This is a genomic window from Mesorhizobium sp. M0028, from assembly GCF_040323855.1.
Lineage (GTDB): Bacteria > Pseudomonadota > Alphaproteobacteria > Rhizobiales > Rhizobiaceae > Mesorhizobium.
Window position 1 is genome coordinate 100,164 of record NZ_JAMYVG010000011.1, and the last position, 11,723, is coordinate 111,886.

Annotated in this window: 11 protein-coding genes and 1 other RNA gene; all 12 read left to right on the forward strand. The window is 64.1% G+C overall.

Annotation, left to right across the window (positions count from 1 at the left end; all coding sequences use genetic code 11):
* Positions 1 to 212: 212 nt before the first annotated feature.
* The 12 genes from ffs (at position 213) to NKJ93_RS20675 (ending at position 11,637) form a co-directional block, all read left to right on the forward strand.
* Positions 213 to 309: signal recognition particle sRNA small type (ffs, locus tag NKJ93_RS20620), an RNA gene on the forward strand.
* Positions 310 to 413: 104 nt separating this feature from the next.
* Positions 414 to 2,240, forward strand: coding sequence for a DNA polymerase III subunit gamma/tau (locus NKJ93_RS20625; RefSeq protein WP_352590831.1), 1,827 nt, complete (start codon positions 414 to 416; stop codon positions 2,238 to 2,240).
* A 32-nt stretch (positions 2,241 to 2,272) separates the two neighbouring features.
* A complete protein-coding gene (locus NKJ93_RS20630) occupies positions 2,273 to 2,596 on the forward strand; it encodes a YbaB/EbfC family nucleoid-associated protein (protein WP_352548781.1) in 324 nt (107 codons plus the stop codon).
* Positions 2,597 to 2,781: 185 nt separating this feature from the next.
* Positions 2,782 to 3,735 carry a cell wall hydrolase gene (locus NKJ93_RS20635; RefSeq protein ID WP_023719592.1) on the forward strand — a complete coding sequence of 318 codons (954 nt, stop codon included), beginning with the start codon at positions 2,782 to 2,784 and terminating at the stop codon, positions 3,733 to 3,735.
* Between the two features lie 381 nt (positions 3,736 to 4,116).
* Positions 4,117 to 4,722, forward strand: a complete 606-nt coding sequence (gene recR, locus NKJ93_RS20640; protein WP_352493754.1) for a recombination mediator RecR — start codon at positions 4,117 to 4,119, stop codon at positions 4,720 to 4,722.
* 197 nt (positions 4,723 to 4,919) lie between these two features.
* On the forward strand, positions 4,920 to 6,197 hold the full coding sequence (locus NKJ93_RS20645; protein WP_352493755.1) for a lytic murein transglycosylase: 1,278 nt from the start codon (positions 4,920 to 4,922) through the stop codon (positions 6,195 to 6,197).
* A 45-nt stretch (positions 6,198 to 6,242) separates the two neighbouring features.
* Positions 6,243 to 6,401, forward strand: coding sequence for a hypothetical protein (locus NKJ93_RS20650; protein ID WP_352590834.1), 159 nt, complete (start codon positions 6,243 to 6,245; stop codon positions 6,399 to 6,401).
* Positions 6,398 to 8,041, forward strand: coding sequence for an ABC transporter substrate-binding protein (locus NKJ93_RS20655; RefSeq protein ID WP_352549165.1), 1,644 nt, complete (start codon positions 6,398 to 6,400; stop codon positions 8,039 to 8,041). Before NKJ93_RS20650 ends, NKJ93_RS20655 begins: the two co-directional genes overlap by 4 nt.
* Positions 8,042 to 8,059: 18 nt before the next feature.
* On the forward strand, positions 8,060 to 9,127 hold the full coding sequence (locus tag NKJ93_RS20660) for an ABC transporter permease (protein ID WP_023719588.1): 1,068 nt from the start codon (positions 8,060 to 8,062) through the stop codon (positions 9,125 to 9,127).
* A gap of 13 nt (positions 9,128 to 9,140) precedes the next feature.
* A complete protein-coding gene (gene nikC / locus NKJ93_RS20665; RefSeq protein WP_352493757.1) occupies positions 9,141 to 10,061 on the forward strand; it encodes a nickel transporter permease in 921 nt (306 codons plus the stop codon).
* Positions 10,058 to 10,891, forward strand: coding sequence for an ABC transporter ATP-binding protein (locus tag NKJ93_RS20670; RefSeq protein WP_352493758.1), 834 nt, complete (start codon positions 10,058 to 10,060; stop codon positions 10,889 to 10,891). Before nikC ends, NKJ93_RS20670 begins: the two co-directional genes overlap by 4 nt.
* Positions 10,888 to 11,637 (forward strand): ABC transporter ATP-binding protein, encoded by a 750-nt coding sequence (locus NKJ93_RS20675; RefSeq protein WP_352493759.1) that lies wholly within the window; start codon positions 10,888 to 10,890, stop codon positions 11,635 to 11,637. The genes NKJ93_RS20670 and NKJ93_RS20675 overlap by 4 nt, the downstream gene beginning before the upstream one ends.
* The last annotated feature ends 86 nt before the right edge of the window (positions 11,638 to 11,723 follow it).

The following is an 11,723-nucleotide window of genomic DNA, read 5'->3' on the forward strand; positions in this document are numbered from 1 at the left end:
TGGCGCTGCCCCGCCGAGGTCGACAATTTTGACCGCAGCCACATTTTGTTCTTGCTTTGTGCCGGCAGCTATGCTACTAATGTCGCTATGGTGATTATTCGCACCAACGACCCGCCCGCCGAGGCGGGTTTTTGGTTTCAGCTTTCGCCGTCGCGCACGACTCCTATCATCCGCACTTGCATTTCATCGCCGGATTGCCGATATGGAGGCCGGGAGGTTGGTGGTGGACGGTCCACTCGCCAACCGGGTCAGGTCCGGAAGGAAGCAGCCCTAACGAGCCCGGAACGGGTCATTGTTCCAGCCTCCCGCCTCTTCGCCTTTTGCCCCGACATTGACGGCGCCAAGCCGTGCGGGCGAAACTATGCGCAGGAATCGGCCGCCTCCAGTGGCAGCCCTTGGAGCTTAACGGGCGAATGAGCGAAGCCGGAAACGACGCCGGGAAATCGGACAAGCCTGCCGCCTATCGCGTGCTGGCGCGCAAATACCGACCGTCGAATTTCTCCGAACTGATCGGCCAGGAGCCGATGGTCCGCACCTTGACCAATGCCTTTGCCACCGGCCGCATCGCCCAGGCCTGGATGCTGACCGGCGTGCGCGGCGTCGGCAAGACGACGACCGCGCGCATACTGGCGCGGGCCCTGAACTATAAAACATCGACCGTCGACCAGCCTTCAGTCGACCTTGCCGTGCTCGGCGAGCATTGCCAAGCGATCATGGAAGGCCGCCATGTCGACGTCATCGAGATGGACGCCGCCTCGCATACCGGCATCGACGACATCAGGGACATCATCGAACGCGTGCGCTACGCCCCGGTATCGGCGCGCTACAAGGTCTACATCATCGACGAAGTGCACATGCTTTCCAACCAGGCCTTCAACGGCCTGCTGAAGACGCTGGAAGAGCCGCCGCCGCACGTCAAGTTCATCTTCGCCACCACCGAAATCCGCAAGGTGCCGATCACCGTCCTGTCGCGCTGCCAGCGTTTCGACCTCAGGCGCATCGATGCGGCAATGATCAAGGCCGACCTTGCCAGGATAGCGGGTCTGGAGGGCATCGAAGTCGAAGACGATGCGCTGGCGATGATCGCGCGCGCGGCCGAAGGCTCGATGCGTGACGCGCAGTCCATCCTCGACCAGGCGATCGCCCATGGCGGCGGCGCGGTCAGCGCCGAAGCGGTCCGCGCCATGCTGGGCCTGGCCGACCGTGCCCGCATCGTCGACCTGTTCGAACATGTCATGAAAGGCGACGTCGCCGCCGCGCTTGCCGAATTCCGTGCCCAGTACGATACCGGCGCCGATCCTGCCGCGGTGCTGACCGACCTTGCCGAGTTCAACCATCTGGTCACCCGTCTGCGCTTCGTGCCGGCTGCTGTCGACGACGCCTCGCTGTCCGAGGACGAGCGCCGGCGCGGCGCCGATTTCGCCAGGACGCTGTCGGTCAAGGTGCTGTCGCGGACATGGCAGATGCTTTTGAAAGGCATTCCCGAGGTGCAGACTTCCAACCGTCCAGTCAGCGCCGCCGAGATGGTGCTGATCCGGTTGGCGCATGCCGCCGACCTGCCGACGCTGGATGAGGCGCTGAAATCGCTGGAGAACGGCGTCTCCCTGCCGGGTGCCGCGCCGCGCGCGAATGGCGCGCCGGCAAGCCCTGGCCCCACAAATCATGGGCCTGCAAGCGGTAGTGCCGGTGCCGTGGCGCAGGCGCGGATGCCGACGGCCAATGGCGGCGCGCAGTCGATGCGCCTGGTCGAGTCCGAGCCGGTGCCGACCAATTTCGTTGCTCCGCCGGAGCCGGTGGTCGAGGCGCCGCCGGTGCCGGTGAAGTCGCTGGCCGACATTGTCGCCCTTGCCGACGCCCAGCGCGACATGGCCTTCAAGGTGCTGGTCAAGCGTTGCGTGCGCCTGGTGCGCATCGAGCCCGGCCGTATCGACGTCAGCCTGACCGACGATGCGCCGAAGATGCTGCTCAACGATTTGACCGCCAAATTGCGCGCCTGGACCGGCCGCAACTGGCTGGTGTCGCTGTCGAAGGAGGAGGGCGGCCAGACCTTGGCCGAGATGGAATCGACAAAGCGCGCAAACGCCTTCCTCGATGCCAAGAGCGATCCGACGGTCGCCGCCATCCTGGCGCGCTTTCCCGGCGCCAAGATCATCGACGTGCGCATTCCCGACGCGCCGGAAGCCGATGCGGCCGAGGGCGAAGTGCCGGTCGAGCCGCCGGCAGACGACGACGAAACCTGAAACAACCGGCACCAACTGCAAAGGACCGTGCGATGAAAGATCTTCTCGGCCTGATGGGCAAGGCAAAGGAAATGCAGGCCAAGTTCCAGGCCATGCAGGATGAGATCGCCACGCTGGAAGCCACCGGACAGGCCGGCGGCGGCCTGATTAGCGTGACGCTGACCGGCAAATTCGAGATGAAGTCGCTGAAGATCGACCCGTCGCTGTTCAAGGAGGACGAGGTCGAGATTCTCGAGGATCTGCTTCTCGCTGCCCACAACGACGCCAGGACCAAGGTCGAGCAAACCATGCAGGAAAAGACCAAGGCGCTGACCGCGGGACTGCCGATCCCGCCGGGAATGAAACTGCCCTTCTAAGGCTAGTCAATCGGTATGCCGTTACAGTGGCCGAAGAGTGCAGCAGCCAGTGCTTGCTCTTCCGCCAGCTGTGTCTATTAGGCAACTCCCCACACTTAATAACGCTTTAGCCATCTTTTTGCCTGAAAGTGTCTCATTCTTGCCGCAACCAGGGGCGGGCTGGCAGCAGAATGAGGGGACGCCTGTTGATCTCTACCCGATGGAAGACGCCGTTGCGGCTCGGCGTCGTTATCTCGCCGCTGTTTTTGGCCGCTTGCAGTCAGACCGCCTCGCACGGCATGTCCAGCCTGACCGATGCCATTACGCCGGGTTTCCTGAGCTCGCGCTCCTACAATTCCACGCCGAAGGAAAAGGAGTGCCTGGAGCGGGCAATGTTCTTCGAGTCCAACCGGTCGAGCCGTGACGGCATGATTGCGGTCGGCACGGTGGTGATGAACCGGCTGCGGTCCGGCAAGCATGGCAACACCATCTGCCAGGTCGTTGGCGAGCGCGGCCAATTCGCGCCGGGCGTCATGACGCGGCCGATGAATTCGAAGGCGATGCCCGATGTCGAGGAAGCTGCCGCGGCCGTGCTCAAGGGCGAGCGCAAAGCCAAGCTGAAGAACACGATGTACTTCCACACCGCCGGCCTGCGCTTCCCCTACAAGAACATGCACTACACCATGGTCGCCGGCGGCAATGCCTTCTATGAAAAGCGCGGCCGCAACTGGCAGCCGCTGCCGGACGAACCGGTGGTCGCCGTGGCCCAGGCCAAGCCGCAAGCGCCTGCCGCTCAGGCCATACTTGTCGCCTCGGCCGAGCCGGCGCGCGACGCCAAGCCGACATTCGCCAAGGCGACCTATGTGACCGCCGCCGCATCGCAGCCGGCAAAGCAGACAAGGGTGACTGCCGGGATGGCGACCCCGGAGAGGGCGGCCCCAGAGAAGCCCACCCAGGAGAAGCCGGTGCTGGTGGCGCTGCAAGAACCAATGCAGGAGCCCGATGCGGCCCGTTTCGGTGGGACCGCGAGCGCACGGCCTGTCACCTCCTTCGAGGCAGCGCCGGCAGAGCCGACAATGTCGTTCGAGGCGACGCCCGAGAACACCGACGCCATCGGCGCGATGATCGCCGGCCAGACCCGGCCGCTGGAAGAAAACTGAGACGGTCAACGTCGGCGCCGCCGCTCATCTGGCTGCCGCCATCTTCTCCCCGTATAGTGACGGAAGAAGGACGCTGTGGCCAAGGATTTCGCCAATTTCCGGCGTCGCAAAAAAAGGGACCGAGGTTGCGGTCAGCCCTTTCTCCCCGCCGCTATACGGGGAGAAATGCCCGGCAGGGCAATGAGGGGCGGCGCAAACCTGGGCGATTGCCTCTCTGCCCGCTGGACAGCACGCGCCTCAGTGGTGTTCCAAAACCCGTTGAAAAATCCTGGAGCCTGATCCATTCCGATAGATCGGAATGGGGCTCTATCGTCTTGTTTGACCATGATCTTTTCCGAAAACCGGTTTCCACTTTTCGGGATCATGGTCTAAACCGGTGCGATGTCGAAGCGAATCGCCGGTCCCGAGATCGAACGCCTGATCCAGCTGCTGGCCAAGGTGCCGGGGCTCGGCCCGCGTTCGGCACGGCGCGCCGCGCTCCACCTCATCAAGAAGAAGGAGCAGCTGCTGGCGCCGCTCGCCGCCGCCATGGGCGAGGCGGTCGACAAGGTGCGCATCTGCTCGACCTGCGGCAATGTCGACACCTCCGATCCCTGCATGATCTGCACCGACCCGCGCCGCGACCCCACCACGCTCATCGTCGTCGAGGACGTGGCCGACCTTTGGGCGCTGGAGCGGGCGACCGCCATGAACGTGCGCTACCATGTGCTCGGCGGTACGCTGTCGCCGCTCGACGGCATTGGTCCTGATGAGCTCAACATCCGTTCGCTGGTCGATCGCGTCGCCGGCGGCGAAGTCAAGGAAGTGATCCTCGCCGTCAACGCCACGGTCGAGGGCCAAACCACCGCGCACTACCTCACCGACCAGCTTTCCGGCTTCGACATCAAGGTGACGCGGCTGGCGCATGGCGTTCCGGTCGGCGGCGAGCTCGATTATCTCGACGAAGGCACGCTGGCCGCCGCACTGCGCTCGCGGACGGCGTTTTGAGGCGAGTGGCGGGGAGAGTGCGGATGATGGCTGCTGCGCATTTTTTAAGGCGGGCACTCTGTCACACCCCCCTCTGTCCTGCCGGACATCTCCCCCGCAAGGGGGGAGATCGGCAGCGTCAATCTCGCCGCCAATCTTTCAACGTCGAAAATTGGCGGAAGCAGAGGCGACAGCCAATCTCCCCCCTTGCGGGGGAGATGTCCGGCAGGACAGAGGGGGGTGGGACGGATCGCTGCTTTCACAAAATAGCCGTCGCGTTTCTTCTCGCCGCACTTGCCGCCTTCCTCCTCGCCACCCCCGTCTCCGCGGCAAAAATCGACGATCAGTTCCGCGCCTGGCTTGGCAACGACCTCTGGCCCGAAGCCAAGGCCAAAGGCATCTCCAGGAAAACCTTCGATGCCGCCTTCGACGGCGTCAAGCCGAACCTCAAGCTGCCCGACCTGGTGCTGCCGGGCGAGAAGGCGACGACGCCGCGGAAGCAGCATCAGGCCGAGTTCGGTTCGCCGGGCGCCTATTTCGCCGAAAAGATAGTTCGCGCGGTCACCGCCGGCGGCCGCACCCGCGAGGCGGCCAACGCTAGGACCCTTGCCGCTATCGAGAAGCGCTATGGCGTGCCCGGCGAAGTGCTGCTGGCGATCTGGGGCCGCGAGAGCGGCTTCGGTGCGGCAAAGCTGCCCTACGACGCCTTCGAGGTGCTGGGCACCAAGGCGTTCATGTCGACGAAGAAAGAATTCTTCCGCACCGAGCTGCTGGCGGCGCTCGAGATCGTCGAGCGCGGGCTTGCCCCGGTCGGCGCGATAAAATCGTCCTGGGCCGGTGCGCTCGGTCAGCCGCAGTTCATGCCGACGTCGTTTCTGAAGCATGCCGTCGATTTCGATGGCGACGGCCGCACCGACATCTGGAATTCGAGGCCCGACATACTGGCGTCGATCGCCAATTATCTCGTGCATTATGGCTGGGTCAGGGGCCGCGGCTGGGGCTTCGAGGTGACGATACCGGACAGCGTCTCGTGCTCGCTCGAAGGTCCCGACCAGGGCAAGAAGATTTCGCAATGGGCTGATATGGGTATCAGGCGTGTGTCGGGTAAACCGTTCCCGGCGAGCGAACTGAAAGCCGAGGGCTTTCTTTTGATGCCGGCCGGCCGCAGCGGCCCGGCCTTCATAGTTACGCCCAATTTCTACGTGCTGAAGCAGTATAACACCAGCGATCTCTATGCCTTGTTTATCGGCCATGGCGCCGATCGCATCGCCCATGGCGACAGTAATTTCTCGGGCAATTGGGGCGCGGTCGGCGGGCTCTACCGCTCCGACATCGCCGCCCTGCAGCGGGCGCTGGAAGCCAAGGGCTATGATGTCGGCAGCGCCGACGGCCTGCCCGGCTTCAAGACGCGCCGCTCGATCGGCAAATGGCAGGCCAGCAACGGCCGTTCCGCTACCTGCTTTCCCGACGCCGACCTGGTTACCGCGCTGAAATAGCCGGGTTTTCGCACCGCCGGTCTGGCCCAATCGACCGTTCTGCAAATGCTCGTTGCCGCGCTCGAAACCGCCGGATATGGTGAGCCGGAACTGCACAAAATTGCCAAGACAATGGTCCGGGAATCACCGTTCGACGCGGCAAGAAAATGCCACAACCCTGAGCCGGGAACTCAGGTCAACAAAAACAGGGAACAGTTAAAATGATGATGGAAAAGTTTGCTCTACGCTCCCGCTTCTTGCTCGCGGGCGCGGCCATGTCCGCGCTGCTTCTGGCCGCTGCGCCTGCCTTCGCGGTCACGCCCGCCGACACGCTGGTCGAGGGTTTCGCCATCGACGACATCATCTCCATGGATCCGGGCGAGGCATTCGAATTGTCGACCGCCGAAATCACCGGCAACACCTATGATCTCCTGGTACGCCTCGACCTCAGCGACACCTCCAAGGTCAAAGGCGATCTCGCGGAAAGCTGGAGCGTCTCCGACGACGGCCTGACCTACACGTTCAAGCTCAAGCCCGGCCTCAAATTCGCCTCCGGCAATCCGATCACGGCGGCGGACGTCGCCTATTCGTTCGAGCGCGCCATCAAGCTCGACAAGAGCCCGGCCTTCATCATCGGCCAGTTCGGCATCGATGGCGGCAATGTCACCGAGAAGGCGAAGGCCGTTGATGATACGACGTTCCAGTTCACCGTCGACAAGGCCTATGCGCCGAGCTTCGTGCTGAACTGCCTGTCGGCGACGGTCGCCTCGGTGGTCGACGCCAAGCTGGTCAAGGAGCATGTCGCCGCGGTCACGCCGAGCGCCGACTACAAATGGGACAATGATTTCGGCAATGCCTGGCTGAAGACCGGCTATGCCGGCTCCGGCGCCTTCAAGCTGCGCGAATGGCGCGCCAACGAGGCCGTCGTGCTGGAACGCAACGACAATTACAACGGCGAGAAGGCCAAGCTTGCCCGTGTCATCTATCGCAACATGAAGGAAAGCTCGGGCCAGCGCCTGGCGCTGGAAGCCGGCGACATCGACGTCGCCCGCAATCTCGAGCCGAACGATCTCGACGCCATCGCCAAGAATGCCGACCTCACCACCACCAGCGCGCCGAAGGGCACGGTCTATTACATCAGCCTCAACCAGAAGAACGCGAACCTCGCCAAGCCCGAGGTTCGCCAGGCGTTCAAATATCTGGTCGACTACGATGCCTTGAGCACGACCATCCTCAAGGGCATCGGCGAGATCCATCAGACCTTCCTGCCCAAGGGCGTACTCGGCGAGCTGGACGAAAATCCGTTCAAGTTCGACGTCGCCAAGGCCAAGGAACTGCTCGCCAAGGCGGGTCTCGCCGACGGCTTCAGCGTCACCATGGACGTGCGCACCGGCCAGCCGACGACGGGCATGGCGGAATCGATCCAGCAGACGTTGGGACAGGCCGGCATCAAGCTGGAGATCATCCCCGGCGACGGCAAGCAGACGCTGACCAAATACCGCGCCCGCAACCACGACATCTATATCGGCCAGTGGGGCCAGGACTATTTCGACCCGAATTCCAATGCGCAGACCTTTGCCAGCAACCCGGACAATTCGGATGAAGGCAAGACCAAGACGCTGGCCTGGCGCAACGCCTGGGACATTCCGGACCTGACCAAGCAAACGGAGGCCGCCCTGCTCGAGAAGGACGCGGCCAAGCGCGCCACAATGTACCAGGATCTCGAGAAGAAGATCCTCGACACCAGTCCTTTCGTCATCATCCACCAGCAGCTGGAAGTGGCCGGCCTGCGCAAGAACCTCAAGGGCTTTGCGCTCGGCCCGAGCTTCGACACCAACTTCGTCGGCCCCGTCTCGAAGGAGTGACGCCGGCGGACGCGCCGTATGAGTGTGGCTGAAAGCGAAGTGACGGCAGGGCGCGGCGGCGCCCGCGCCGTTGCCGTGGCCTCATCGATCGCCCGGTTCCTGGTCATCGCGATAACGACCTATCTCGGTCTGCTCGCGGTGACCTTCTTCATCGGCCGTGTCATCCCGATCGACCCGGTGCTGGCGGTGCTCGGCGACCGGGCGCCGGCCAATGTCGTCGAACGAACGCGCCGCGAGATGGGCCTCGACCTGCCGCTGGTCGAGCAGTTCTACATCTATGTCAAACATGCCCTGAACGGTGATTTCGGCACCTCGGTGCTGACCACCAATCCGGTGATGACCGATATCCGCCGCGCCTTTCCCGCGACGCTCGAACTGGCGACGCTGGGAACATTGATCGGTTCGGTGATCGGCGTGCCGCTTGGCGTGCTGGCCGCGGTGCGGCGCGGCAGCGTCATCGACCAGGTCGTGCGGATCATCGGCCTTGTCGGCTATTCCGTGCCGATCTTCTGGCTGGGGCTGCTGGCGCTGGTTCTGTTCTACGCCAAGCTGCAATGGGTCGCCTTTCCCGGCCGCCTCGATGTCGTCTACGAATACACCTTCACGCCGATTACCGGCTTTTACCTGCTGGATGCACTCTGGCAGCGGCAGTGGGACGTATTTGCCGATGCCTTCCGCCACATCATCCTGCCGGCCTCGCTGCTCGGTTATTTCTCGCTCGCCTATATCAGCCGCATGACGCGCTCCTTCATGCTGAACGAACTCACCCAGGAATACATCGTCGCGGCACGAGCCAAGGGCCTGTCGGAAACGCGCATCATCTGGGGTCACGCGCTGCGCAACGCCGCTGTACCGATGGTTACGGTGATCGCTCTGTCGTATGCCGGGCTGCTCGAAGGCTCGGTGCTGACCGAGACGGTGTTTTCGTGGCCGGGCATCGGCCTCTACATCACCAACTCGCTGCAGAACGCCGACATGAATGCCGTGCTCGGCGGCACCATCATCATCGGCTCGGTCTTCATCGCCATCAATCTATTCTCCGACCTGCTCTACCGGGTGCTCGATCCCAGGACCAAGGCAGGATGAGGACGAAGGCAGGATGAGCACGGAAGCGATTCAAACCCGCCGCGACTGGCTGCTCAGCGAGCGGCCGGCGTCGCGCGTGCAGGCAAGGCTCGGCCGCGCCTATGTGGCCTGGCGACGCTTCTCGGCCAACCGGCTGGCATTTCTCGGCCTGCTCATCATCATCGCCTTGCTGTTGGTCGCAGCCTTCGCCGATGTGCTGGCGCCCTATTCGCCGACATTCGGCGACCTCAAGGGCTCGCGGCTGCTGGCGCCGAGTGCGTCGCACTGGTTCGGTACCGACGATCTCGGCCGCGATATCTATTCGCGCATCATCTTCGGCTCGCGCTGGACACTCTACGTCGTCATTCTGGTTGCCATCATCGCCGCGCCCATCGGCTTGCTGGTCGGCACCGTCGCCGGCTATGCCGGCGGCTGGACCGATGCGATCCTGATGCGCATCACCGACATCTTTCTCGCCTTTCCGAAGCTGATCCTGGCGCTGGCCTTCGTCGCCGCGCTCGGCCCCGGCATCGAAAACGCCGTGCTCGCCATCGCCATCACCTCGTGGCCGCCCTATGCCCGCATCGCGCGCGCCGAAACGCTCACGGTGCGCAATTCGGACTACATCAAGGCCGTGCAACTGATGGGCGCCTCGCCGTTCCGCATCGTGCTCCGCCACATAATGCCGCTCTGCATCTCCTCGCTGATCATCAGGGTGACGCTCGACATGGCCGGCATCATCCTGACCGCCGCCGGTCTCGGCTTCCTCGGTCTCGGCGCGCAGCCGCCGCTGCCGGAATGGGGCGCGATGATCGCGTCCGGCCGCCGCTTCGTGCTCGACCAGTGGTGGGTTGCGGGCGCGCCGGGCTTTGCCATTCTCATCGTCAGCCTCGGCTTCAACCTGCTCGGCGACGGCTTGCGCGACGCGCTCGATCCCCGAAGCGGTGACCAATGAGCACGCTTCTCGAAGTCGACGACCTGCGCGTTACCTTTCCGACGCGCACCGGCCTGATCGAGGCGGTGCGCGGCGTTTCGTTCTCGCTCGGCCGCGAGCGGCTCGGCATCGTCGGCGAGAGCGGATCGGGCAAATCGCAGACCGGCCGCGCCATCATGGGCGTCACCCCGCCGCAGGCCGATGTGACCGCGAAGACGCTCGCTTTCGACGGCATCGACCTGCTGGCCGCCTCGCCGCGCGAGCGCCGCGCGCTGCGCGGCAAGCGTATCGCCATGATCCTGCAGGATCCGAAATATTCGCTGGACCCGGTGATGAGCATCGGCCGCCAGATCGTCGAGACGCTGCGCACGCATGAGAAGGTCTCCAAGGCCGAAGCCCGCGAGCGCGCGCTTGCCATGCTGGAGGCTGTGCAGATCCGCGATCCGGCCCGTGTCTTCGACCTGCATCCGCATGAGGTTTCCGGCGGCATGGGCCAGCGCGCCATGATCGCCATGATGCTGATCGCCGGGCCGGAGATGATGATCGCCGACGAGCCGACCTCGGCACTCGACGTCACCGTGCAGCTCGACGTGCTCGGCATCCTCGACAGGCTGGTCAGCGAGCGCGGCATGGGGCTGATCTTCATCTCGCACGATCTGCGCCTGGTCTCGTCCTTCTGCGATCGTGTCATCGTCATGTATGCCGGCAAGGTCGTCGAACAGCTCAAGGCCTCGGAGCTCGGCCGCGCCCAGCATCCCTATACGCGCGGCCTGCTCAACTGCATGCCCAAGATCGGCGCCGACCGCCACCCGTTGCCGGTGCTCGACCGCAAGCCGGAGTGGGCGGCATGACGGCAGCCCTTTCCGTCGACAGGCTGGAGGTGATGTTCGACCGCTTCCGCGCGCTGAAAGGCGTCAGCCTCGAGGTGCAATCCGGTGAATCGTTCGGCCTCGTCGGCGAATCCGGCTCCGGCAAGTCGACCCTTCTCAGGGCAATCGCCGGCCTGGCGCCGGCCGCATCAGGCACCATTACCGTCAACGGCAAAACGCTCGGCGCGCGCCGCGACAAGGCGTTTTATCGCGAGGTGCAGATGGTCTTCCAGGACCCGTACGGCTCGCTGCACCCACGCCAGACCGTCGACCGCCTGCTGCAGGAGCCACTCGCCATTCACGGCTTCGCTGACGGTGAAAAGCGCATCCAGCGGGCGCTGGACGAGGTCGGCCTGGGAACCGGATTCCGCTTCCGCTATTCGCATCAACTGTCGGGCGGCCAGCGCCAGCGCGTCGCGATCGCCCGCGCCCTGATCCTCGAACCCTCGATCCTGCTGCTCGACGAACCCACGTCGGCGCTCGACGCTTCCGTACAGGCCGAAGTGCTCAACCTGTTGGAGGAGATCCGGCGGCGCCGCAAGCTGACCTTCCTGATGGTCAGCCACGACCTCGCCATCATCACCCATATGTGCGAGCGGCTGATGGTGATGCAGAACGGCGAGGCGGTCGAGCACCTCGCCGCCGGCGACCTTGTCGAGCGCCGCGTCACCAAGGACTACACGCGCAATCTGCTGAGGGCCAGCGAGGGGTTTGTCAGGACGGCATGAGCGACGGGCGTTCGGTTGCTGACGCCGACCGGCAGGCCCAATCGCCCGGCGGCGGTGCCAACTTGAGGAAAAACTGAAATAAGCCC